The organism is Rhodoferax sp. LS1R11 (assembly GCF_056521395.1).
Genome location: NZ_JBWMAW010000008.1, coordinates 88487 through 110920 on the forward strand (window position 1 = coordinate 88487; position 22434 = coordinate 110920).

Genomic DNA, 22434 nt, shown 5'->3' on the forward strand with positions numbered 1-22434 from the left:
ACCGTTTTTCTATGTAATGACCTACTTCGAGGTCAATCCAGCTCGCTTCTGTGTCAACCATGGGTAAAGGTCGGCGGCAATACGTTCGGCGGCGCGTCCATCCCAAAATTCAGGTACGCGGCCACGCTTGCCCTTACCCGCCAGAATTTCTTGCACGCACCCAAGAATGGCAACACGGCCGCGTCCCACAAGGATGTTGGTACCTTGCTCAACTGTAATAGGACGCTCGGTGTTTTCCCGCAAAGTCAGACAAGGCACGCCGAGCGCCGTGGTTTCCTCCTGCAGGCCACCGGAGTCGGTGAGTACCACCGTAGCTCCTGCCATGAGGCCCAGCATTTCAAGGTAACCCTGTGGCGGTAATAAAACCATACGAGCAGGATCGATCAAGTCCATCAAACCATAGCGTTCGATATTGCAACGGGTACGGGGATGGAGGGCAAATACCAACGGCAAGCTGGCAGCCACCTCACCCAATACCCCCAGCAAGGCACGCAAGGTTTCAGGATGGTCCACATTGGAGGGACGATGCAAAGTGACAACGCCATAGCCTAGCGGGTGACTTAAAATCAGGGGCTGAATGCCGCAGGCTTGCAGCGTATCCTTTGCACGGCGGGCATGGGCGCGACCAAACACCACTGAGTCAATCATGACGTTACCTGCAAAACAAACCCGGTCTGCCGGTATGCCTTCCAAGCGCAAATTATCTTCAGCAGTGCGCTCTGTGGTGTAGAGCCGGTCAGAAATTTGATCGGTGAGGATGCGGTTGATTTCTTCTGGCATGGTGCGGTCATAACTGCGCAGGCCTGCCTCTATGTGCACCACCGGCACCCCTTTTTTGACGGCGACCAGCGCGCAGGCAAGTGTTGAATTAACATCCCCCACTACCGCCACGCAGGAAGGTTGGTGGGCATCAACAACGGGCTCGAACTTACGCATAACTTCCGCCGTCTGAATGGCGTGTGTGCCAGATCCTACTTCAAGATTGACGTCCGGCCGCGGCAAGCGGAGATCTTCAAACAGACGATCACTCATGTCTTTGTCGTAATGCTGACCGGTATGCACCAGCAGCACGGGCAGCGGCGGAACATGCGCTGCCATGGCCCTGAGAATGGGAGCCATTTTCATAAAATTGGGTCGCGCACCTACCACGCATATGACAGGACCCAAATTATTCATCAATTACTCTCCTGGCTTGGTTTTGTGGCGGCGTTGACTATTTTTTGCAACATAACGAGGATTTCGAGGTTGATACGCTCAAGACGAAGCACACTTCGCTCCAAGCGCCGCAAGCGGCCGTCATATTGCTCGGCGCCCAAACCGTCAATCTGACTGGAAATTGTGCCAGCCAGACCAGGGGTTATCTGCAAATTGGCGAGATCAATATCGACTGACTCGGTGGTTGTCAGACCTTGGATACCTGAATCGTCCCAATCAGATCTATCTAGCCGCACACTATTGTTAGGAACCGCCGATTCATCGTGAATTTCGCTCACCACTTCGTTGACATCATCCAACCCAAAGGCGACTTTATTACCCAAGAAACCCAATAAACACAAGCGGTCACAAATCAAGTTGATACGGCGTGGAATACCCCCGGAGGCATTAAAGATAGCTTCATAAGCCGTCGAATCAAAGGCAGGGCGACCAGAAGCACCTGCGCACTTCAGGCGGTGTTCAATATAGCCTTGCGTTTCTTCCATATCCAGTGGCCCGATATGGCAAGTAGCAGTAACGCGCTGCCTGAGTTGCTGCATAGTGGGGCTTTGCAATATGGCACGGAACTCAGGTTGTCCCACCAAAAATGTCTGCAACAGCGCTTGCTGACCAAACTGAAAATTCGACAACATGCGAAGCTCTTCCACAGCTCGGGGGGTTAGGTTTTGCGCTTCATCGACAATTAGCAGGCAACGCCTCCCCTGGCTGGTCTGATTGACCAAAAAAGCCTCAAGGGCCATCAACACGTCGACTTTGGAAACGTCTTTGACTCGCACACCAAATGCTGCGCCCACCATGCGCAGGGTGTCTTCGGCGTCAAGCTGCGTAGTCACCAAGTTGGCGGCGACAACCTTTTCGGGATCCAGACTGGCAAGCAGTCCTCGCACAATGGTAGTTTTACCCGCTCCCACCTCACCCGTGATGACAATGAAACCTTCGTTTCGCTGGACGCCGTACTCAAGGTAGGCCTTGGCCCGGCGGTGCTGCTTGCTGCCAAAATAAAAACTGGGGTCAGGGTTGAGCTGAAAAGGTTTGCTGCTTAAGCCATAGAAAGCTTCATACATGGGTCAGAACTGCACATTCAAATTGCCGGTAACAGCGTTTTCAACGTAAGGCGCATTGCTACCGCCGGAAACAACGCGACGTGCCCCAACAGAAGCGGAAGCCTTTCTGCCCACTTTGCCGGTTACGTTGACGCTAAGAAAGCGCAGGGTTGAGTTTTGCAGGCTCAATTCGCCTGATGTATTCTGCTGTGACACAAGAACACCCAAAGAATAATCAGGCGTCAAACGATGCGAGTAATTCACGCTGAAGCCACGCTGGCGAACCAGCGAAGAGTTTGTAAGATCATCTAAACCAGTTGACAATGTGTCAAGCCTGCTGCTCTCGCTTCGCGTGGCAATAAACGTCACAGTGTCTCGCACACCAAGCAGTGCGAAGGACAGGTCTTGCCGACGTTGCAAGGACACTGCCGACGTCAAAAAACCACTGACGACTGCTGCATTGGGATTAATGCCATTGGCCTGCAAATATGCATTGACCAACTGCGCGCGCGTGACGGGATTTGGCTCTAAAGATTCAAACTGACGATACAAAAGGTCATAGATGGATCCGAGACTTGCGATACCTGTCTGACTTGGTGTTGCTGCAACATCTTTGGAATCGGAAAATAACCACGCGGTGCGTGCCGTGCGATACGCAAAACTCAAGTTGTGCGTATCGCCAAATGAACGCTGGCCACGAGATACTGACAACTTCGTCATCTCTGACGGCGACCAGTTCACCCCAAAACCACTGGTGCCAGAACTTTGCTTATCGAAGGTAGTGAAGTTGTTGGCTTCACGCCCAGCATTGGCAAACACGTTCAATTGGGACGTTATCGGATACGACAAACCAAAACTGAAGCGATCAGACTCCGTGGTGCGACCGGCGCTGTAGTCAACAATTTGCTGACTGAGGTCTGTCGACCAACCAAGATTTCTGAATGCACTGGCGCCGCTTAATCTGATGGAGCCATCGCCCGTCGCGACACCCGACCCAACGGCTGCATCACTGCTTGTGACGGTACGACTGTAACGGGCCTCATAGCTGGCCATATCGCCAAATCGGCCTCGAACGTAGGGGGAAAACCGGTAATTGGCAACCTCTGCTTTATTGGCATTGATGGCGGTATTGTCGATGGACTGTTTCCCAAAGGCAGAAACCGCCTGCTGTGATATGGAACCACTGAAATCAACAAAAACCCAGCTATCGACCACTTCTAACGTACCAAATGTATTGAGACCGTTTTGGAATTGGGTACGGTTGGGTGATGAGTTTTGTGCGTACATCACATTACTCAAGGAGTAGTCAAAAAAAGTCTTAAGCTTTACCCCGTCAATATTGATGCGGATTCCCGCGCTGATTTCAGTAATTTGTTCCGCCTGTTGTCCCGTATTGCTCAGGCGCACGTTGTCGGTCAGAGTCTCAGAAATCGAAACACTCGGCGTCAGAGTCACTTGACCATAAGCCCCTGCCGATGTCAAGAATAGAAGGACTGCTGGAATTGCCTCAGCACGGATTCGACGGGTTCGCCGAGAAAACGAACTACAAATCATGAGATGACGTGTCGGAAAAGATGATCACGATTGCGGCTGCTCATGTCCGTATCCGTATCCGTATCCGTATCCTGCTCCATGCCTACCAACGCCCATGAATACTGTTTTTGCCTGATTAAGCAACATCAGTTTCACGGGGCACGCCTCAATAGTGGCAAGGGCTTGCTGAACTTCTGACTGCAAGGTCCGTTCGGCTTCCACGACCACCACGATCTGCCCCATATGGGATGCAAGCACCCGCGCCTCTGTAGTTAGAAGAAGTGGAGGCGAATCAAAAACAATGATGCGGTCGGCGTAGCGCTTGGCCATATCATCCAACAACCGAATCATTGCGTCGCTGGCGAGAAGTTCTGTAGCACGCGCGTGCGGCGTTCCACTGGGCAAAATAGTCAGCTTCTCGATATTGGTTCTCAATAAAATACTTGACATATCCTTCGACTCGTCAAGTATCAAATCGAGCAGACCTGGGCCAGAGGGAAGCCCCAGTACACGCATGACAGAGGGACGCGCCACATCGGCGTCCACGAGCATGACAGTGTTATCTAGCTCGGTGGCAATGCTTAGCGCCAAATTGATGGCGGTAAAACTCTTGCCCTCTCCGGGCAGCGCGCTCGTAACCATAATCAGATTGCCATTTGCGATTATCGAGGCGCCTTTGCCCATCGCGTTTTGAATCAATGGCCGCTTGATCACCCGAAATTGATCTGCAATTTGAGATCGCGGCGCATTGGGACTGACGACACCTGCCGCAGAGAGCGCGTCCAAGTCAATTTCAACGCGTCGAGACAGAGGGGCTGGTTGACCCTCAGGCATCTCGACCACAGGCTTTCTGGCCACAATAGATGGCGTCGTATGAAACGACATCGCAGGCATATCAGCACCAGCCTCACGAAGCTGCTCCAGGCGTTGCGCTGCCTGCTCGATTAAGCTACTCATATTTGGTTCATCCTGCTCGCCCAGACAGCAGGGAGAAAATGATCATCCCCGCAATAAAAACCACAACCAAGCCACCTGAAGCACCCAGAAATCTCCTCAAATCAGATTTTTCTTTCAACAAAGCCTTTTCACCCATCACCAAGGTGACCACACCAAGCACAGGCAACCCAACCGTATCTCTCAGGGAGCGTGCATCGTAAAAAACGGCACGTAATTGACTTGTAATAAAGGCGACTGAAAGCCCGGCAGCCAACGCTGCCAACAAAGCAAGGGGCAGCAGCAGCAGACGATTTGGCGCTACCGGTTTAGGCGAAACGCGCGGCGGGTCTATCAGGCGAAAGTCCGCTATGCCAGCGGCACTGTCCAGCTCGCCTGACATGGCTGCAGACTCTCTGCGAGAAACAAGGTCGTTATAGTTCTTCTTGTTGATTTCGTAATCACGATTCAACTGAGAATATTCAGCTTCAATTTGCGGCGCCGTCTTCATCAACTCACGAGCCCGACTGAAACGGGCTTCGTATTCTCCAACCCTTGCTCGCAGAGATGCCACTTGCACCTCGGCGGTGGCCAGCATGCGATTGAGCTCCTGATAAGCCAAACTATTGGTCGACGACGACAACGGATTAGCCATTGCGGTTTTACGCAATTCTTGCACTTCTTTGCGCTTGATGTCCTCAAGCTCTTTAATCAGACGCCTTGTATTCGAAACATCAGGATGCTGATCGGTAAAGCGCTGCAGCAACCCGTCCAGATTGCGTTTCTGAGCATCAATGCGCGAATCGATTTCAGGGGTCGAAATCGACATGGCTGACTCCTGCAGAAGACTGCGCGACGTAATGTCTGCACTTTGCGATTTTTCGGCCTCTAACTGCCGCTTTGCCGCGTCACGGGCATTTTCCGCCTCACGCAACTCCAGCCTGGCTTGACTCAATTGACTACTCACTCCACTGAGTTGCCCTGCCATATCTTTGCCATCAGTGGTTTGAATTTCAATGTTTCGAACCTTGTATTCCTTTAAACGTTTTTCAGCCTCTTCCAGCTTTTCTACGTAGGTCTTAATCTGCTCATCGATGAATTTTTTGGCCGTATCAGAATCCTTCCGGGTATCCCCCAAGCTGGATTCAACGAAAATTGACAGCAGGGACTGAATCACCTTTTTGGCCCTGTCAGGACTCGCATCACGATACGACAGCAGGTAAAGATTATCTCGGCCGACATTTTGGATTTGAAGCGTACTCATCAAACCATCAATCAATGCGTCTTGCGCACCCTTAGATTGACTTTTCAAATCAAGGTCTGCCATGCGAATGAGCTTTTCAACATTGGGACGACTGATCAGCGTGCGACTCAGCATTGCCACCTGTTGCTCTACATTGGGCTGCACCGCCAAACCCGACATCAAGGGCTTCAAAATCGACTGAGTATCCACAAAAATACGGGCTGTTGCCTCGTATTTATCAGGCACCGACAGCACCACCACGGATCCGATAGCCGTAACAATCCAGGCCACCATTACACCAAGCCAGCGATGCTTCCACATGCCTCTGGCAATGGTTACTATTTGGCCAATCAGCTCATCCATCAGATAGCGTCTTTTTGATTAAAGTTGAAAGACTGCAGCACCGCTGTCAGGCGAAGCAGCTACCAAAAATGAAGCTGGCGTTAAAACCAACCCTGGGGAATGATCAGAATGTCGCCCGGCTTAACCTCGACATTGGCCGATATGTCGCCGCGCTTGATGAGGTCTTTGATACGCACCGAATAACGCTTGTCACCCTCTGAAACCCTCGTGATGGATGCACCATTGCCATCAGCAAAGTCCGTTAGGCCGCCGACGGCAATCATTACATCAAGCAAAGTCATCTTTAACTTGTAGGGCAACGCTTGAGGCTTGGCAGCCTCGCCAACCACCCGAATTTGCTCACTGTAAGGACCAACGAACCCAGTAACAATCACGGTCACAACAGGGTCGCGCACCAGTTTACCCAAAACCTTTTCAACTTCCCGAGCAATCTCTACTGAAGTCTTGCCTTGCGCAACCAACTCATCGACCAAAGGCATAGTGACTTTGCCATCAGGCCGCACAGGCACTGACATGGAGAGCTCGGGATTGCGCCATACACTAATATTCAAGGAGTCACCTGGACCCACGATGTAGTTGTAATCCGTTGTGCCAGCGGCAACTGGCGCCGGAGGGTACTTGGACGAAAAACCGGCACAACCTGAAACCAAGCCGAACAAAAACCCAAACGCAATCCAGCGAGTTGTGATTTTAATATTGGTATAAGAACTGATCAAAGCGTATCCCCTATACAAGTTGCATTCAAACATGTGCAGTTAGTGGGAATATAGCGCATTCTCCTGTACGATGAGAAACAAATCGCGCTTTGTTTTGCCTCATTTGATCAGTTTTAATGTTTTCACGTTTTGGAGCGTCCACGTAACACTGGCCGAATGAACTTCAACAACAATTGCTGTAGCGGATTGGCGTTGCCGAACGGCCGCCATGTCAACTTAAGTCTTTGATGGTAGGCATCAAAATGCATACCCCACGGAGCCGCTTTGAGCGTACCGCGGCCAAGAATTACTTTTAAGACTGATGTGCCCATCACTCCGGCACATAGATCGCATGCCATGATGGTTGATGGCCCGCGCTTTTCCTGAAAATTGACTGCTTCGGGCGCAACCAGATAGTCGCGTTGGATCATCGCCGGAGAAAGACCAGCTATAAACCTTGCGTATTGTTCTTGCAACTCACACCCTTCCACCTTAAAGTAGTCTTCAAAGCTCATGCCGGTGGGACTGAAGTAAAGAAAAGCGGTGCCCATCCCAAGTGGTGCCGCAGTCAACGCTGGAATCCCCTTTTCACGACATTTGGCAAATACCATTCGACGCGCCGGTAGCGCGAAGAAGTCCAATCCATCCACATACACATCGACATCACGCAAAAACTCGTCAACGTTTTCAATTTTGACGCCTTGGGGGAACAGGCGCAAATCGATTTCTGAATTGATGTCGAGCGCCAATTGCGCCACTGTATCGATTTTCGGTCGTCCCATGGACGACATGAAAGCACCAGCTTGCCGATTCAGGTTGTGCACATCGAAATCGTCGAAATCGGCAATGTTGAAATTGCCAATTCCGAGTCGAGCTAGCGTCAGCAAGTGCGCACCACCCACACCACCCAGTCCGGCAATCGCGATGCGAGCCCCCTTCAATTTGGCCTGTTCAATCGGTGTAACCCAGCCAATATTTCGCGAAAAAGCTCGGTCATAGTCAAAGATGATTGGGGCTGCCATGGAGACCTTCATTTCTAAATTCTTGATGGATTCTGCCCTGACTTAAGACTGGGGCCACGCACCAGGACATCGGTATAGTAAAGTGAAGTTGAGTATCATCGATCTGCCCGCAGAGGCCTTCGCTCAATGACATTCGGCGGATGCCCAAATGCAATGCAAGGAAAAGCCAATGAGCCGCGACACGCTAACCCACATTCTCGAACTCGCACGTTGGGCGCCCAGTGGGGACAATACACAACCCTGGCGGTTTGAGATCGTGGATGACCAACTGATCAGGGTGCACGGCACCGATACACGTGACCATATTCTTTATGACTACGACGGCCACCCGAGCCACATCGCCCATGGCGCATTGCTCGAAACCATACGCATTGCCGCAACCGGTTTTGGGTTAAAGACCAGTTGGACCGCGTCGTCTGAGGGCGAGCACCGTTACCCCGTCTACGACATGCGCCTAGTACCGGACGCAACTATGATTCGAGACCCTCTGTTTGACGGTATTGCGACTCGCACCGTACAACGCCGGCCGATGAAAACCACTCCGCTCACCGGTACTCAGCGCCAGGCGCTGGTCCACGCGGCGGGTGAAGACTTTAGCGTGCAACTGCTCGAGTCATGGGGTGAACGTTTGCAGGTTGCCATACTGCTTTGGGACAGTGCCAAAATTCGCCTGACTTGCCCAGAGGCCTATCCAGTTCATAAAGAGATCATCGAGTGGCGCGCCCGCTTCAGTAAGGACCGGATCCCGGAGCAGGCCGTTGGCGTAGACCCGGCAACAGCACGCCTAATGGAATGGGTCATGCAAAGCTGGGGGCGTGTAGCGTTTTTTAATCGCTATCTCTTTGGCACGGTGGCACCACGAATTGAACTCGACTTATTGCCCGCGTTATGCTGCGCCGCGCATCTAGTGGTGCGTCCCCAACGACCTCCAGAGCTTCTGGCGGACTGGGTTCATCTTGGCATCGCAGTGCAACGAATCTGGCTGACGGCGACCCAACTTGGCTTGCATTTGCAGCCGCAGATGACCCCTGTTATTTTTCGCTGGTATGCCCGCGCCGGGCGCCATTTTTCAATCGAGCCGACATTGTTTGAACAAGCGCTCAAGCTGTCTGGTAATTTTGAGCGAATTTCTAATGCAAGGCCCAACGACTGTTTGGGCTTCTTTGCACGAGTGGGCGTATCGCAGCCGCCAAGAAGCCGCTCAGTCCGACAAGACCTTGATGCCCTGATGAAGGCTTGACCGAAAAACCCCGTTATGCAACATCGACGCATACTTTTTTTCGCAGAGACGGTGACCCTGGCTCATGTCGCCAGGCCCATCGTTCTGGCGAATAGCCTTGAAGGTCTGGGCCATCAAGTGGTGTTCGCGTGCAATGATCGTTACAGCCGCTTCATGGTCGACCAATCTTGGCAAACTTTGCCTCTGCAAAGCATCAGCAGCCAGCGATTTTTGCGAAGCCTGACTTGGGGTATGCCCGTCTATGACCTACCAACCTTGCACCGCTATCTTGCCGAAGACCTCGATCTAATTGAACGCGTCAAGCCCGACCTGATCGTCGGGGACTTTCGACTCTCCCTTTCCGTCAGCGCCAGGCTTGCTGGCATTCCTTACGCTACCGTCACAAACGCGTATTGGAGTCCCTATATCCGGAACATGCCGTTCCCGTTGCCTGTGTTGCCGCTATCGCGCTGTATGCCGTTAGCCATAGCGCAACCGATTTTTGATGCGGTCAAAATGCGGGCGTTAAATCTGCACTGTCAACCAATAAATCGATTGCGGGAGGCGCATGGCTATCCGACGTTCGGAAACGACCTCCGCTTAGCCTATACAGACGCAGACTACACCTTGTACGCAGACTCCCCAGCGATGTTCCCCATTGATCGCCTACCATCCCATCATCGCTTTCTCGGGCCGATTCTCTGGGCGCCGCCAGTGCCGACGCCCAATTGGTGGCACGATCTACCGGCCGACAACCCCATCATCTACGTGACAGTGGGAAGCTCCGGTTCGCCCAAAGTGATGCGAATGGTGATTGACGCGTTGGCCAAGTTGCGCGCACACGGCATGTTCGGCAGTGCGGCTGAAAAAACTGGGCCTTAAACCGCAGTGCGTACCCGTATCCTGTTTGTCGCTGAAGCTGTTTCGCTAGCTCATGTGGCGCGTCCGAGCGTTCTTGCGAGAACTCTGGATAGCGACGAATTCGAAGTTCATTTCGCAAGTAACGGACAGTTTTCCATATGCCACGCGAATGAAGCGTTCGTTCATCACCGTATAGACACTATTGCTCCGCAGGATTTTTTGCGCCGCCTGTCAGCGGGCAGTCCGCTGTATACCTATACCGAGCTGGCCGCTCACGTCGAGCAAGACAGGGCGCTGATCAAGGCAGTGGGTGCCGAGATCATTGTTAGCGACTTCCGCCTTTCGCTGGCGATTGCGGCGCGGCTTTCTAAAATTCCGCTGCTCAATATCTGCAATGGCTACTGGAGCCCTTATGTGTTGTGCGAACGCATGCGCGCTCCCGATCTCGCCATGGCGCGTCTGATCGGCTATCCGCTTTTCGATCCGATCTTTCGACTGGCGTGGCCATGGGCATCCAAGTTTCACGTCGCGGCGGCGAACCGTTTGAGAAGGCAATACGGCTTGGTACCTTATCGGTCGCTACGCGAACTGTATTGCGACGGTGATATTTCGATGTACGCGGATACCCCGGCGCTGGTGCGCCTGAGCGATGCTGCCAGCGCGTCGCATCTCTTCATCGGACCGCTCATCTGGTCGCCCGAGATGCCTTTGCCGCCCTGGTGGCCAGAGGTGGCTGGTCGCAGCGAGCCGTCCATCTACATCTCGCTAGGATCGACCGGCGAGGTCGACCTGCTGCCGCGAATCGTCGATGCCTGCCGTCGCGAGGGCGCTTTCTGCATCGTTTCCACAGCCGGGCGCGGCGATTTTCATGGATCCCCGCCGGACGTCTATGCGGAGGCATTTCTTCCCGGCAGCCAGGCGGCAGCACTGTCTTCGCTCGTCATCTGCAATGGCGGCAGCCCAACCGCGTACCAAGCGCTGGCGCAGGGTTGTCCAGTGCTGGGCATCTGCTCCAACCTCGATCAGGTCATGACGATGCAGGGAGTCGCCGCCGCCGGCGCCGGCGAATTCATGCGCGCGGGTGAAGCAACCCTTGCGCGGCTGCGTGAAAGCATTCGAAGGATGCGCTCGCAGCAGCGCTACGCGGATGGTGCTCAGAGAATTCAGGCAAGCTTTACAAGCTTCAATCCGAACAAGCTTTTTCCTGCACTGGTCAAAGATGTTCGAGACCGCGTAAAGCGCCAGCCCCAAGTCCGTGTGAGTCCTTAGTTTTAACCGTGCCGAGTGTCGGAAAACTTTACGGCGTATAGACCGAAAGACTGAGTGAACGCTTTAACCTGTTGATTTTCAAGAATTTTTTTTTTTGGCACATGAATTGCTCTACTAGCCTACGTCAGGCCATTTCGGCTTAACCTAGGAGAATAGATATGAAACTCAAGCATTCCCTCATTGCACTGGCAGCTGCGGCGATTGCAAGTTCGGCCATGGCCGTCCCCGCCATTACCAATCTGAACGGCACGTTCAGCTTCAGCGGTCTTGATTACAGCTCCGTTGGCCAGGGCTTGGTGACCGGCTACGATATTACGAGCGCTTCGCCAACCGGTACCGTCGATCCATTCACCCTGAAATTCCAGGCCAATGCGACAGGCATAATAGATGCCAACGGGATCGATATCAGCCCCGCGCTGATTCCCGGGTTGAACACCACGTATGAGTACACGATTTTTGCAACGATCCAGGAAACGGTGTCTTGCCTTGCTGCTGTTGGACCAGCCACGTGCGGACTTGCGGCATACAACATCGTCAGCGGCACTTACGCGGTCTACTACGATACAAATCCCGGCACGTTCGCAAACTACCAGACCGGAACCGGATTTACCAATGGCACGTTGCTCTTGAGCGGCAATTTCGCCAGCGGTGGTTCGGTGGCTGTGTTCCCAGGCCCCACCAACCCCGGCAACAACAGCATCGGCACCACATTCTTCGGGGATGTGACATTCACAGATCTGACCTATATCAACCCTGCCCTGACCACGACCTCGGCGACTTCGACGCTCCAGTTCGGCAATACGCAGACTGTCGGCTTTATTCCTCCAACGTCGTTCAACGGAGCCCCTGTAGGCCCGACCACCGACTCAAACTTCTTCTTCCAGGCAGACTCCAACCAGACCGTCCAGGCCATCCCGGAGCCAGGCTCCTTGGCGCTGTTCAGTCTGGCCGTGACTGGTTTGGGGCTGGTGAGCCGTCGTCGCAGCAAGAAAGTCTGATCTTCTTTTCCGAGACTCGACCCTTGAAAGGGCGCCCTTGTGGTGCCCTTTTTCGTTGGGGCGGTCGTAAGAAAAGAAGAATATTTTGTTTGTCTACTTCGCCTGAAAAAGATAAAGACCGCGCGATCGTCCGCTCGACAAACCGCTGCAGCGGATAGCTGCCGAGACGAGACGTACAGGATCTGAGGATCAGCTCCTATTGCGCCGCGCCACCAGTAACTATCGACTTCTTCTCGATAGCGCTCTGCATGCGGCACATCACGCGCCAACTCGAAGGTATCGCCCGCCACAAGATGCAGTGTCTCGGTGCCGACCGTCAGCCACATCATCCCCTGCACCACGCGCGCCGAGACGGCAAACGGATGCGCATGCTGCGCAAGCGTCGTGTTCGGCCCCCAGCTTCTTTCCAGAACCTCGTCGAAACCGTGCGTGCGGGCTTCGACTTCGAATTGTTCAAATGTGATGGAATTTATCTTTTAAGTTAACCTGAATCAAAATGGTAGCGAGTCTCGATTTTCGCTCGCTGGCGATGCAGGATGGGCAAAGCGCTTCGATGACAAACATCACAAGTTTTCGCCCAATCGGTACAGTGTTCGAATTCAGCGGCTGGTGCAGGCAGTTTGCTTGAACGACAGATCGGGTGTCGTTTTGTCCGCCACAGCCAGAAGAGCCTTGAGATTGGCGCTTGCGATGGCGAGCAGTGTCCGGGCGGCGCCGCTCAATTACTTGCGACCTTGTTCCCATCCTTGCAGGGTACGAACCGATAACGCCACGCAGAGCTGCGAAGATCCCTCAGAAGTAATAACTCCCCAAGACTTGCACAATTCGGTTATCTGGCAGTATTCCGAATTCACTGGTGGGACTACCGATGTATCGTTGCATCTGAAACGCCAGATCGAAGTTGGGCCAGTGGTGACGCAGCTCAGCCCAAACCAGTTGGCTATGGTCGCCGGCATTCACTCGAAGGAAGGCCGTCAGGTCCAGATTCTTGAGCAGCAAACTTTTTTGGGTCACGTAGATCAGGTAGGCGTCGCGGGAGGCCAGTTCCTGGCGGAGTTGGGCCTCAAGCAGGTACGCCACTTGGGTTGCGGGCCTTGCGCCCAACGCAGACCAATTGGATTGATCGAGGGCGAAGCCGTTGTACTGGTATTCAGCTGTAACCGACAGCTTACCCAGCGTGGTGTAAGTAATGCCGCCGGCAAAGCGATTGCGGGTGGCAGCGGCGCCCGTCGGCGTCAATGCGCGGCTCAACAAATCGGGCTCGCTGCCATGTGACCCTTCCATATGGGCCACAACAGCATCTGAAAGCAGCGCTGTGAGACTCCCGCCCAACGACGGCGACATGCCCTGCTCTTTGTAGACCAGGACTTGGCTACTGACACGTTGCGAGAACTGGCTACTGAGTGCGATCAGCGCGCGATCCCGGTTGTTTGTGGACCCGAAGTCAAGACTCCAGCCATCCGCATTCGGGCCGTCGGCCAATTTCGGCGAATAGGCCACCGACAATGAGCCATCACTCCACAGGCGTTGCGCGCGCAGCATGACGCTGCCAAGGCGATTTTCGCGCAGCGCAAAGGGATTGGCGGTAGTCCGAGTTCGCAAACTCCCATCACGGAAAAAATCGGTCGGATTGTAGCCATAGCCTGGCCCATAGCGCAGATTGACGCGACCCAACTCGACCATCGCGTTGCCTGCCTCAGGTTGCCAGCTCAGATAGGCCTCGCGCAAACTATTAACCGTTGCGTCAGCGCCCGCTTCCGCAGGGTAAATATGGTCTATACGGTCGGAAACGACGGCGCGCAGTCCAGGAGAAAGCCGTGCAGTGTAGGAGAAATCAAGAGAAGCTCGCCCGATATTGCGACTTTCAGGCAAGTAGCGTTGGCTGGCATTGCCCATCGCGCCTTCTATGAAAATCTTGGTACTCTGGGCGCCTTCGGCATGGACTTCGGGGGCAGCTTCCAGACTCAGGGCGTCTGACTCCACATCTTCGCCCCGGGCTGGCGCAGCCTGAATCAACGCAAGAACAAACAAGGGGTATAAAACGGAACAAATTAGTAAGCGCATGGATTTACTCCGGCTGAAAACGAGGCAAGTAATCTCTCTGCAGCCAAGTATCAGGAATGTTGCGGGCAACATAGTCTGAAAATCGCATGAGCGTAACGGATTGGGGATTGAGGCCATCAATCATCACGGATTCGGTCGGGCGCTCTGCGCCGAGTTGGGGCTGGAACCGGCGATAGTAAACAGTCTTGAGCAAGCGCGACGATTCGGCAAAGAAGCGCGCCTTGAGCGGTCGGTTGTTTTCCGCATCAACCCACATCTCAATGCTCGCATAGGTGACATCCGGTGACGCCGCAATAAGAGCGAGTTTGTGGGCCTTGCGGGTGCGGCGTTCGCCGTCCTGGATATCCTCCTCACCAACCAGCGTTGCCTTGTAATCCTTCGCCAGATTGACGGTCGCCACATCACCGTTGGACGCTTGGCCCAGCAAGCGCTGTTGTGGTGACAGGCGCACGCTTGCCTTGCTGGTAGGATCGTAAAACCACATGTCATGACCGTTCTTGAGCATCAGCTTGCCGGCATCGCGCGCCGGCAGCACAAAGCGGATCAAGCTGGCAAATTGCCCACCCTGCTGCTGCGTACGGGAGTAACTGGACAGCGTGCTGGTGTCGACTTGTTTACCCGCCTGAAATTCAGTCAAGGTGACAGTCACACTGAATGAGCGCCCCGGGTTGCGAATGGCATCGCTGGCAGCGAGTATCTCGTCAGCCGTCGGAGCCGCGGATACAGCGCCAAACCCGAGCAGATACGAGAGAAGAAACAGAATTAAGGATTTCATAGTCTTTGCGTTTTTCGCTTTTCTCTGTCAAACATGACGCAAAGCGTCGACCACGTCCAATTGCGCCGCCCGGTAAGCAGGCCACCAAGCAGACAGGACCGCAATGCAAATTAGGCCAAATGTAGTGCCGAAGATCATGCCAGTTTCGCCCCAGACCCTCAGCATCAGAGGTAAAGGCTCAACCGTGCCGGGTGCTGACCATGTCAAGCCCAGCTGGTTGACAATAGCGGAGAACAGCAGCGCCAGCACAACACCCATCACGGCACCGCACAAACCCAGCAGCGCGCCTTCCGTCACAAACAGGCGCCGGATACCCGCGCGCCGCAAGCCCATCGCGCGCAAGGTGCCAATCTCCACAGTTCGTTCGACCACCGCCGTATTCATGGTGTTGCTGACGGTGAACAAAACGATGGCGCCAATCAGTGCAAAGATAAAACCAAAGATGGTGTCGAACAACTGCAGGGTTTGGACATAAAAGGGATTCAAGTTCCGGAAGTCCAGCACCGCCAGCGGCTGGTTGGCGGAAAAGGTGGCAAGTATGGGCGCGAGGCGCACCAGCGCAGCCGGAATTTGGTCAGAGTGGCGTAACTGGAGGATGATTGATGTGACCTTGGGTGGTGATTTTCCATAAATCAGCTGTTGTGCCTGAGCCAGATGCATCATCACATAGACTTCATCAAGCGCCTTGAAGCCCTGATCTTCTGCGCGTATTACGTCAAGTGACATCACATTGGGCGTACCCCGGGCATTGCCCGCCAGCACTTCAATTCTGCGAGCACTGGTCACGGGTGCATCCGACGCAGCCGCTGCCTCTTGCAAGCTAAGCTGGGCAATATCGTCAGGTATCGCCTTGCCGTCGGACGTCTGTTCCTTTTCGGGCTTCGGGCAGCGATCAATCTTCAATGCATCACATAGCTGAAGTACCCGGGCCACGCCGGTTCCGACAATGGCCGCATCTGCGGGCGCCCCCTCGAGAGCGAACACCGGCGTGTCGTAACGCAAACCGAAATCGTTCCAGCGCCGCATGCGGTTGATGTCTTCCGCAACGAATCCGTTGCCAATGATGGTGCGGGATACGCTGGCCACGTAGTTTCCGGCGATGCCGCCAAACTGCAACGTTGGTGTCGCCACCAGTACCATGTTGCGCAACACCTCATCGTTCTGGATGGCAGCCAGTATCTTGGTGTGGTCGGCAATGCCATAAGCGATCGGATTGCCGCTGCCGTAAAGATAAAAGTCACGGTGTTGAATTTGCAGGTGACCACCGCTTTGCACATAGGCGGTGTGCATGGTGTAGTTGATGTTGGTGCTGTATCCACCAAACAAGAGTATCGAGGCACATCCAATCGCCATTGCCAGCAAGGTCGCCAATGATCGGCGCCGGTTGCGCAACAAGTTGCGCACGGCCAAGGAAAAGGTCATCATGGCGAGCTCTCCTGACCTTTGCGGCGAATCCCACGGATCTCTCCATCTTTCAAGAAGATCGTGTCGTCAGCGGCCTTGATCACGTCCGGATCATGGGACGAAAAAATGAAGGAAATTTCATAACGATCGACCATGCGGCGCATCAATGCCAAAATTGCGGCCCCGGTCTGGCTGTCGAGATTCGCGGTCGGTTCGTCGGCGATCACCAACTTTGGCTTTCGCGCCAAGGCGCGGGCAATGGCAACCCGCTGGCGTTGCCCGCCAGACAATTGCCCGGGCAGGTTTTTCGCCTTATCCCCCAGCCCCACCGCATCAAGCAACTTGGGCACGCGTTCACCGCGTTTTTTGGCCGAGGTCCCAGCTAACAGCAGTGGGTATTCAATGTTCTCGTAAGCACTCAGAACAGGAAGCAAGTTGAAATTTTGAAAAATGAAACCGATATTCTTTGCCCTGAAGTCTGACAACTTATCATCACTCAACTCGCCCACCCTGCAATCGGCAACGATGACCTCTCCTCTATCTGGCTTGTCAATGCAGCCGATCATGTTGAGCAGCGTCGTTTTACCGCTCCCCGAGGGGCCCAACAACACGGTAAAACAGGCGCGACGAACAAAAATGTCAACACCTTTGATGACGGGAACACTGACCGAGTCGAGATGGTAAGTTTTATCGACCTGTGAGAGAACTGCCACCGCCCCCTGGATCCTCGCGCGTTCTTCGGTCGTCGCTGTCATCTGCTGCCCCAATTGGAATATATTCACCTTCGTCCGCGATTATTACCGCATCCAAGTCCACCCTCTATGGACGTATGATTTTGAGTACCGTCGGAGAAATAATAAGCCTCAAAGCAGGCCGAAATAGCGCCTATTTTTGCGGTTTCAAAAAAAATCCTAATGACGAAACTACTGATGGTCTGCATGGGCAATATATGCCGTTCACCGATGGCACAGGTGGTGACTTTGCGAATGGCCGAACAAGCGGGACTGTCACGCATGGTCCAAGTTGACTCGGCAGGCACCCATACTGGCCGCATCAGCGCCCCCCCTGACCCGAGAGCAAAAACCACGTTGAAAAGCCGCGGCTATGCTATCGACAAGACCCGGTCGCGCCAGGTCACCGAAAAGGATTTTGATCATTACGATTTGATCTTGGCGATGGATCAGGACAACCTGAACTATCTGCTGCGCCTCTGTCCCACTACCAGCCTCCACAAGTTGAAACTTTTTCTGGCGTTTGCTCAGCCCCTCAACGACAGTGAGGTGCGTGACCCCTACTACGGAGCGATACAGGGGTTTGAACGGGTGCTTGATTTGTGTGAGGCAGGCGCACGCGGTTTGATCAGGCACCTGCAAACCGAGTTGATATAGCTCAAACTTTGTAATACGAGCGATACCAAGCCACGAAATTCGCCACGCCACTCTGGATGCTCGTGCCAGGCACGAATCCAACCCATTCCTGCAGCGCATCGGTATTGGCATAGGTGGCCGGTACGTCACCGTCCTGCAAAGGAAGCAGGTTTTTTACCGCCTTTTGTCCCACCGCGTCTTCAATGCAGGCAATGAAGTCGAGTAGAGGAACCGGGTTATTGTTGCCAATATTGAAAACCCGGTAGGGCGCATTGCTGGTGGCCGGGTCAGCCAATTGGGCATCGTAGGCCGGATTGATTGAAGCCACACGGTCCAGCACCCGGATCACGCCTTCCACGATGTCATCCACATAGGTAAAGTCGCGCTTCATATCGCCATGATTGAACACGTCGATCGGCCGCCCTTCCAAAATAGCTTTGGTGAACAGGAATAGCGCCATATCGGGTCGTCCCCACGGGCCGTATACCGTGAAGAAGCGAAGCCCCGTGGTGGGCAAGCCATACAAATGACTGTAGGTGTGAGCCATCAGCTCATTGGCTTTTTTGGTGGCGGCGTACAGGCTGACAGGGTGGTCCACGCTGTCATGCTCGGAAAACGGCATTTTCGTGTTGCCACCATACACACTGGAACTGGAGGCGTAAACCAGGTGCGCTACTTTGGAATGACGACAGCCTTCCAGGACATTGGTGAACCCGACGATATTGCTTTCAATATAGGCATGCGGGTTTTGCAGGGAGTAGCGCACACCAGCTTGAGCCGCCAGATGGATGACACGGTCAAACTTTTCCGCTGCAAATAACTGCTCCATACCTGGACGATCGGTCACATCCATTTTCACAAAGCGAAATGCAGGGTGTGACGTGAGTCGGCTCAAGCGACTTTCCTTCAACTTGACGTCGTAATAATCGTTGAGATTGTCAAGACCCACCACTTCGTCGCCGCGTGCCAGCAGGCGCAGAGCGGTTGTCATGCCGATAAAACCGGCGGCGCCCGTCAATAGTATTTTCATAGCCTGATTCTTAAACGTGTTGATTGCCGGGCGATCTTACAGTGCGCCAACTTATGAGAGGCAGCAGCGACTACAGCCCAAGACGACTGCAGATTTCCAATGACGCACTGCTTTGATTCATGGAGTAGAAGTGCAGACCCGGTGCACCGCCTGCAAGCAACTGCTCGCACAAGCCGGTAACTACGTCCAGCCCAAAAGCCTTGATGGAGGCCGTGTCGTCACCAAAGCTTTGCAGGCGAAGTCGAATCCAGCGTGGAATCTCGGCGCCGCAGGCATCGCTGAAGCGCAACAGCTGGGTTGAGCTGGCGATAGGCATGATGCCGGGTATCACCGGAACGGTCAGACCCAACGCATCCGCCTCCTCGACAAACCGGAAGTAAGCGTCGGCGTTGTAAAAATACTGCGTGATGGCTGAATTGGCGCCCGCGTTGACTTTGGCTGCGAAGGCCTGCACGTCAGCCGCAGGGGACTTGGCTTGCGGGTGCGTCTCAGGGTAGGCCGCCACTTCAATGTGGAAGTCATCCCCTGTTTCCGATCGGATAAAGGTCACCAGATCGCTGGCATAGTGAAATTCACCGCCGGCTCCGTATCCACTGGGGAGGTCACCCCGCAATGCAATCAACCGCTTGACGCCCATGGATTTGAGCAGAGCCAACTGGGAACGGACCGTCGCCTTCGTAGCGCCAATGCATGAGAAGTGGGAGGCCGCGCTCACGCCCTCGGCCAGGATGTCGCGCACCGTGTTGAAGGTGCCTTCTTGCGTGGAACCCCCTGCACCGTAGGTGACGGAGCAAAACTCAGGCTTCAATGCATAGAGCTGCTGGCGCACCACGCGCAGCTTGTCGACGCCTTCAGGGGTTTTGGGCGGAAAAAACTCAAAGCTCAAGGGCGTGTGGGTAGTCTCGGTCATGGCGAGTCGTCAAATTTAATGCGGACAGCCCGTGCGGGCCATGCCGCAGCGGTCTGTCCCGCAAGGGTTCAAGAAATATGCGGCGCTACTTGCGGGCGCAAATGAAAAACTCGCGGTTACCGTCGCCGCCTTCGATAGGCGAGTCGAACCACGCAGTCACGGTCAATCCCAGCGCTGCGCAGGCATCACGCAAACGCTGCTCGATCAACGGATAAAACGAAGCATCTTTGACAATGCCACCCTTACCCACCTGGCCAGGTTGCAACTCGAACTGAGGCTTGACCAGAGTCAACAACGTGCCCCCGTCTTTCAACAAGGGCACGACGGCGGGCAGCACCAAGGTCTGAGAAATGAAGGACAGGTCGGCCACGATGAGATCAAACTCAGGTGCAAACTCTGTCCCGGCCTCATCACCGTCTTCAGCATAAAACTGACCGCTAGCCCCCGTACTGTCTTCGTAAGCAGCTATCAAATCAGCAGCAACCAGCGAGCGGGCATTCACCTTTTCCACACACAGAACACGCGGGTCTTCACGCAGGCGGGGGTGCAACTGGGCACTGCCCACATCCACACCCACCACGGACTTGGCACTCTGCTGCAACAGGCAGTCGGTAAAACCACCCGTGGACTGACCGACATCCAGGCACGCCAGTCCAGTGACGGACAAGCCCACCTTTTGCAACGCCGCTTCCAGCTTCAGACCGCCACGAGAGACGTAACGCGCCTCGGAATCGTCCAGCAGTTGAATGGGGGCGTCGTCGGGAACATCATCACCATTTTTGGTCACTGTTTTCCATTCGTCGCCCTTGCGCCACTGCACCCCGTCTGCAATCAGGCGCTGGGCTTGTGAACGGGTGCTGGCGAGGCCACGGGCCACCAGGAGTTGATCAATTCTCATCAGTAGCGATACGTGTTGGCTTTGTAGGGGCCCGCTTTATTCACGCCAATGTAAGCGGCTTGCTCATCCGTGAGTTCGGTCAGCATGGCGCCGACCTTGTTCAGGTGCAAGCGGGCCACCTTTTCGTCCAGATGCTTGGGCAACACATATACCTTGCCGGCTTTGTATTCTTTGGGCTTGGTGAACAACTCGATCTGGGCGATGGTCTGGTTCGCAAAGCTCGACGACATCACAAAGCTGGGGTGGCCGGTACCACAACCCAAATTGACCAAGCGGCCCTTGGCCAGCAGGATGATGCGCTTGGAGGGCGTTTTGCCTTTGGCCGGGAAAATCACATGATCCACCTGGGGCTTGATCTCTTCCCACTTGCATTTGTCCAGGGATGCGACATCAATCTCGTTGTCAAAGTGGCCAATGTTGCAGACGATGGCCTGGTCCTTCATGGCGGCCATGTGCTTGTAAGTAATGACATTCTTGTTGCCGGTGGCGGAGACAAAAATATCGCACTTGTCGGCGGCGTATTCCATGGTGACCACTTTGTAGCCTTCCATGGCGGCTTGCAGCGCATTGATGGGGTCCACTTCGGTCACCCATACCTGGGCCGAGAGGGCGCGCAGCGCTTGGGCCGAACCCTTGCCCACATCGCCGTAACCGGCGACACAAGCCACTTTGCCGGCAATCATCACGTCGGTCGCGCGCTTGATGGCGTCCACCAGCGATTCGCGGCAACCGTAGAGGTTGTCGAACTTGCTCTTGGTCACGGAGTCGTTCACATTGATGGCGCGGAAAGCCAGTTCCCCCTTGGCGGACATCTCATTCAAGCGCAGCACACCCGTGGTGGTTTCTTCGGTCACGCCGATGATGTTTTTCAGGCGGCGGCTGTACCAGGTGGGATCCAGCTTCAGCTTGGCCTTGATGGCATTGAAGAGACAAATCTCTTCTTCGCTGCCGGGCTTGGCCAGCACTTTGAGGTCTTTCTCTGCCTTGGCACCCAAATGCATGAGCAAAGTCGCATCGCCGCCGTCGTCCAGAATCATGTTCGGACCTTCAGCAGCCGAACCCTTTTTGCCGCCAAATTCAAAAATGCGATGGGTGTAATCCCAGTAGTCAGCCAGCGTCTCGCCCTTGTAGGCAAAAACTGGGGTGCCCGCCTCGACCAGCGCGGCAGCGGCGTGGTCTTGTGTGGAGAAAATATTGCACGAGGCCCAACGCACTTCGGCGCCGAGGGCTTGCAAGGTTTCGACCAACACGCCGGTCTGGATGGTCATGTGCAAGGAGCCGGTGATGCGCGCGCCTTTCAGCGGCTGTACTTTGGCAAATTCTTCACGAATGGCCATCAGACCGGGCATCTCGGTCTGGGCGATGTTCAGCTCTTTGCGACCCCAGGCCGCCAGGCTCATGTCAGCGACCTTGAAGTCCTCCAGCTTGACGGATGGATTGGCCACGGCTTTGACGGCGGTCTTGACGCGGGCTGGGGCTTTTGCTTTGGCTTGGGGTTTGACTAATTTCAGTACGGCGCTCATGTTTGACTCCAAAAATAAATTAAGAATCACTGGCTGGCGCGGTGGCGACCTGGAAACGATTTTCGGGGT

The 22434-nt window shown here is 54.5% G+C and carries 21 protein-coding genes; 6 read left to right on the forward strand and 15 right to left on the reverse strand.

The genetic code is table 11. The features are described 5' to 3' along the window. Positions 1-21: 21 nt before the first annotated feature. From wecB to AC097N_RS11465, 7 genes are all read right to left on the reverse strand, one after another. Entirely contained in the window at positions 22-1176 is a 1155-nt protein-coding gene (wecB, locus tag AC097N_RS11435; RefSeq protein WP_479581141.1) for a non-hydrolyzing UDP-N-acetylglucosamine 2-epimerase, read from the reverse strand. Beyond that, the gene (locus tag AC097N_RS11440; RefSeq protein WP_479581142.1) at positions 1176-2279 is read right to left on the reverse strand and encodes an XrtA/PEP-CTERM system-associated ATPase; all 1104 of its coding nucleotides are present in this window, start codon (positions 2277-2279) and stop codon (positions 1176-1178) included. The genes wecB and AC097N_RS11440 overlap by 1 nt, the downstream gene beginning before the upstream one ends. Before the next feature lie 3 nt (positions 2280-2282). Further along, on the reverse strand, positions 2283-3740 hold the full coding sequence (locus AC097N_RS11445) for a TIGR03016 family PEP-CTERM system-associated outer membrane protein (RefSeq protein WP_479581143.1): 1458 nt from the start codon (positions 3738-3740) through the stop codon (positions 2283-2285). Positions 3741-3836: 96 nt separating this feature from the next. Next, a complete protein-coding gene (locus tag AC097N_RS11450; RefSeq protein ID WP_479581144.1) occupies positions 3837-4748 on the reverse strand; it encodes an XrtA-associated tyrosine autokinase in 912 nt (303 codons plus the stop codon). A gap of 7 nt (positions 4749-4755) precedes the next feature. Then, positions 4756-6330 carry an XrtA system polysaccharide chain length determinant gene (locus AC097N_RS11455; RefSeq protein ID WP_479581145.1) on the reverse strand — a complete coding sequence of 525 codons (1575 nt, stop codon included), beginning with the start codon at positions 6328-6330 and terminating at the stop codon, positions 4756-4758. An 80-nt stretch (positions 6331-6410) separates the two neighbouring features. Continuing rightward, complete coding sequence (locus AC097N_RS11460) at positions 6411-6980, reverse strand: XrtA/PEP-CTERM system exopolysaccharide export protein (RefSeq protein ID WP_479581231.1); 570 nt, start codon at positions 6978-6980, stop codon at positions 6411-6413. A gap of 188 nt (positions 6981-7168) precedes the next feature. After that, a complete protein-coding gene (locus tag AC097N_RS11465; protein ID WP_479581146.1) occupies positions 7169-8059 on the reverse strand; it encodes a ThiF family adenylyltransferase in 891 nt (296 codons plus the stop codon). A gap of 157 nt (positions 8060-8216) precedes the next feature. On the opposite strand from AC097N_RS11465, the gene AC097N_RS11470 reads away from it, so the two are divergent. The 5 genes from AC097N_RS11470 to AC097N_RS11490 all read left to right on the forward strand — a co-directional run bounded on the left by AC097N_RS11470 (position 8217) and on the right by AC097N_RS11490 (position 12879). Further along, entirely contained in the window at positions 8217-9287 is a 1071-nt protein-coding gene (locus AC097N_RS11470) for a nitroreductase family protein (RefSeq protein WP_479581147.1), read from the forward strand. 15 nt (positions 9288-9302) lie between these two features. Beyond that, a complete protein-coding gene (locus AC097N_RS11475) occupies positions 9303-10148 on the forward strand; it encodes a glycosyltransferase (protein ID WP_479581148.1) in 846 nt (281 codons plus the stop codon). Positions 10149-10154: 6 nt separating this feature from the next. Next, the gene (locus tag AC097N_RS11480; protein ID WP_479581149.1) at positions 10155-11396 is read left to right on the forward strand and encodes a glycosyltransferase; all 1242 of its coding nucleotides are present in this window, start codon (positions 10155-10157) and stop codon (positions 11394-11396) included. A 158-nt stretch (positions 11397-11554) separates the two neighbouring features. Next, complete coding sequence (gene pepA / locus AC097N_RS11485) at positions 11555-12394, forward strand: flocculation-associated PEP-CTERM protein PepA (RefSeq protein WP_479581150.1); 840 nt, start codon at positions 11555-11557, stop codon at positions 12392-12394. 248 nt (positions 12395-12642) lie between these two features. Next, the gene (locus tag AC097N_RS11490) at positions 12643-12879 is read left to right on the forward strand and encodes a hypothetical protein (RefSeq protein WP_479581151.1); all 237 of its coding nucleotides are present in this window, start codon (positions 12643-12645) and stop codon (positions 12877-12879) included. A 307-nt stretch (positions 12880-13186) separates the two neighbouring features. Here AC097N_RS11490 and AC097N_RS11495 read toward each other — a convergent pair whose 3' ends face one another. Genes AC097N_RS11495 through AC097N_RS11510 form a run of 4 tightly spaced genes read right to left on the reverse strand, consistent with a single transcriptional unit; the run spans position 13187 to position 17392 of the window. Then, positions 13187-14458, reverse strand: a complete 1272-nt coding sequence (locus AC097N_RS11495; RefSeq protein WP_479581152.1) for a hypothetical protein — start codon at positions 14456-14458, stop codon at positions 13187-13189. 4 nt (positions 14459-14462) lie between these two features. Then, positions 14463-15233, reverse strand: a complete 771-nt coding sequence (locus tag AC097N_RS11500) for an outer membrane lipoprotein-sorting protein (RefSeq protein WP_479581153.1) — start codon at positions 15231-15233, stop codon at positions 14463-14465. A gap of 27 nt (positions 15234-15260) precedes the next feature. After that, complete coding sequence (locus AC097N_RS11505; RefSeq protein ID WP_479581154.1) at positions 15261-16658, reverse strand: ABC transporter permease; 1398 nt, start codon at positions 16656-16658, stop codon at positions 15261-15263. Beyond that, positions 16655-17392: an ABC transporter ATP-binding protein gene (locus tag AC097N_RS11510; protein WP_479581155.1), complete on the reverse strand. Its 738-nt coding sequence runs from the start codon at positions 17390-17392 to the stop codon at positions 16655-16657. The genes AC097N_RS11505 and AC097N_RS11510 overlap by 4 nt, the downstream gene beginning before the upstream one ends. Positions 17393-17551: 159 nt before the next feature. Here AC097N_RS11510 and AC097N_RS11515 point away from each other — a divergent pair, with 159 nt between their 5' ends. Beyond that, positions 17552-18025: a low molecular weight protein-tyrosine-phosphatase gene (locus AC097N_RS11515; RefSeq protein ID WP_479581156.1), complete on the forward strand. Its 474-nt coding sequence runs from the start codon at positions 17552-17554 to the stop codon at positions 18023-18025. A 1-nt stretch (position 18026) separates the two neighbouring features. Here the strand turns inward: AC097N_RS11515 and AC097N_RS11520 are convergent, their stop codons facing one another. The 4 genes from AC097N_RS11520 to ahcY all read right to left on the reverse strand — a co-directional run bounded on the left by AC097N_RS11520 (position 18027) and on the right by ahcY (position 22365). Beyond that, positions 18027-19034, reverse strand: a complete 1008-nt coding sequence (locus tag AC097N_RS11520) for an NAD-dependent epimerase (RefSeq protein WP_479581157.1) — start codon at positions 19032-19034, stop codon at positions 18027-18029. 70 nt (positions 19035-19104) lie between these two features. Beyond that, the gene (gene metF / locus AC097N_RS11525; RefSeq protein ID WP_479581158.1) at positions 19105-19944 is read right to left on the reverse strand and encodes a methylenetetrahydrofolate reductase [NAD(P)H]; all 840 of its coding nucleotides are present in this window, start codon (positions 19942-19944) and stop codon (positions 19105-19107) included. Between the two features lie 85 nt (positions 19945-20029). Next, positions 20030-20842: a TlyA family RNA methyltransferase gene (locus AC097N_RS11530; protein ID WP_479581159.1), complete on the reverse strand. Its 813-nt coding sequence runs from the start codon at positions 20840-20842 to the stop codon at positions 20030-20032. After that, the gene (gene ahcY, locus AC097N_RS11535; protein ID WP_479581160.1) at positions 20842-22365 is read right to left on the reverse strand and encodes an adenosylhomocysteinase; all 1524 of its coding nucleotides are present in this window, start codon (positions 22363-22365) and stop codon (positions 20842-20844) included. Before ahcY ends, AC097N_RS11530 begins: the two co-directional genes overlap by 1 nt. Positions 22366-22434: the final 69 nt, after the last annotated feature.